1 rRNA gene is annotated in these 2,329 nt (G+C 52.6%); it reads left to right on the forward strand.

The annotated features are described in order from the left end of the window. A 23S ribosomal RNA gene (locus tag OGY04_RS16310) occupies nucleotides 1-2,304 on the forward strand; the annotation flags it as partial. Between the last annotated feature and the right edge of the window lie 25 nt (nucleotides 2,305-2,329).

A 2,329-nucleotide genomic window follows, 5' to 3' on the forward strand; every position in this document is an offset into this window, starting at 1 on the left:
GGTTAACCGAATAGGGGAGCCGAAGGGAAACCGAGTCTTAACTGGGCGTTAAGTTGCAGGGTATAGACCCGAAACCCGGTGATCTAGCCATGGGCAGGTTGAAGGTTGGGTAACACTAACTGGAGGACCGAACCGACTAATGTTGAAAAATTAGCGGATGACTTGTGGCTGGGGGTGAAAGGCCAATCAAACCGGGAGATAGCTGGTTCTCCCCGAAAGCTATTTAGGTAGCGCCTCGTGAACTCATCTTCGGGGGTAGAGCACTGTTTCGGCTAGGGGGTCATCCCGACTTACCAACCCGATGCAAACTGCGAATACCGAAGAATGTTATCACGGGAGACACACGGCGGGTGCTAACGTCCGTCGTGAAGAGGGAAACAACCCAGACCGCCAGCTAAGGTCCCAAAGTCATGGTTAAGTGGGAAACGATGTGGGAAGGCACAGACAGCCAGGATGTTGGCTTAGAAGCAGCCATCATTTAAAGAAAGCGTAATAGCTCACTGGTCGAGTCGGCCTGCGCGGAAGATGTAACGGGGCTAAACCATGCACCGAAGCTGCGGCAGCGACACTATGTGTTGTTGGGTAGGGGAGCGTTCTGTAAGCCGTTGAAGGTGTGTCGTGAGGCATGCTGGAGGTATCAGAAGTGCGAATGCTGACATAAGTAACGATAATGCGGGTGAAAAACCCGCACGCCGGAAGACCAAGGGTTCCTGTCCAACGTTAATCGGGGCAGGGTGAGTCGACCCCTAAGGCGAGGCCGAAAGGCGTAGTCGATGGGAAACAGGTTAATATTCCTGTACTTGGTGTTACTGCGAAGGGGGGACGGAGAAGGCTATGTTAGCCGGGCGACGGTTGTCCCGGTTTAAGCATGTAGGCGGAGGTTCCAGGTAAATCCGGTACCTTTTAACGCTGAGGTGTGATGACGAGGCACTACGGTGCTGAAGTAACAAATGCCCTGCTTCCAGGAAAAGCCTCTAAGCATCAGGTAACACGAAATCGTACCCCAAACCGACACAGGTGGTCAGGTAGAGAATACCAAGGCGCTTGAGAGAACTCGGGTGAAGGAACTAGGCAAAATGGTGCCGTAACTTCGGGAGAAGGCACGCTGATATGTAGGTGAAGTGATTTACTCATGGAGCTGAAATCAGTCGAAGATACCAGCTGGCTGCAACTGTTTATTAAAAACACAGCACTGTGCAAACACGAAAGTGGACGTATACGGTGTGACGCCTGCCCGGTGCCGGAAGGTTAATTGATGGGGTTATCCGTAAGGAGAAGCTCTTGATCGAAGCCCCGGTAAACGGCGGCCGTAACTATAACGGTCCTAAGGTAGCGAAATTCCTTGTCGGGTAAGTTCCGACCTGCACGAATGGCGTAATGATGGCCAGGCTGTCTCCACCCGAGACTCAGTGAAATTGAACTCGCTGTGAAGATGCAGTGTACCCGCGGCAAGACGGAAAGACCCCGTGAACCTTTACTATAGCTTGACACTGAACACTGGTCCTTGATGTGTAGGATAGGTGGGAGGCTTTGAAGTGTGGACGCCAGTCTGCATGGAGCCATCCTTGAAATACCACCCTTTAATGGCTGGTGTTCTAACGTAGACCCGTAATCCGGGTTGCGGACAGTGTCTGGTGGGTAGTTTGACTGGGGCGGTCTCCTCCTAAAGAGTAACGGAGGAGCACGAAGGTTAGCTAATCCTGGTCGGACATCAGGAGGTTAGTGCAAAGGCATAAGCTAGCTTGACTGCGAGAGTGACGGCTCGAGCAGGTGCGAAAGCAGGTCTTAGTGATCCGGTGGTTCTGAATGGAAGGGCCATCGCTCAACGGATAAAAGGTACTCCGGGGATAACAGGCTGATACCGCCCAAGAGTTCATATCGACGGCGGTGTTTGGCACCTCGATGTCGGCTCATCACATCCTGGGGCTGAAGTAGGTCCCAAGGGTATGGCTGTTCGCCATTTAAAGTGGTACGCGAGCTGGGTTTAGAACGTCGTGAGACAGTTCGGTCCCTATCTGCCGTGGGCGCTGGAGAATTGAGGGGGGCTGCTCCTAGTACGAGAGGACCGGAGTGGACGCATCACTGGTGTTCGGGTTGTCATGCCAATGGCATTGCCCGGTAGCTAAATGCGGAAGAGATAAGTGCTGAAAGCATCTAAGCACGAAACTTGCCCCGAGATGAGTTCTCCCTGACCCTTTAAGGGTCCTGAAGGAACGTTGAAGACGACGACGTTGATAGGTCGGGTGTGTAAGTGTAGCGATACATTGAGCTAACCGATACTAATGAACCGTGAGGCTTAACCTTACAACGCCGAAGATGTTTTGGCGAA

The organism is Citrobacter sp. Cpo091, from assembly GCF_030332645.1.
GTDB classification, from domain to species: Bacteria; Pseudomonadota; Gammaproteobacteria; order Enterobacterales; family Enterobacteriaceae; genus Citrobacter; species Citrobacter portucalensis.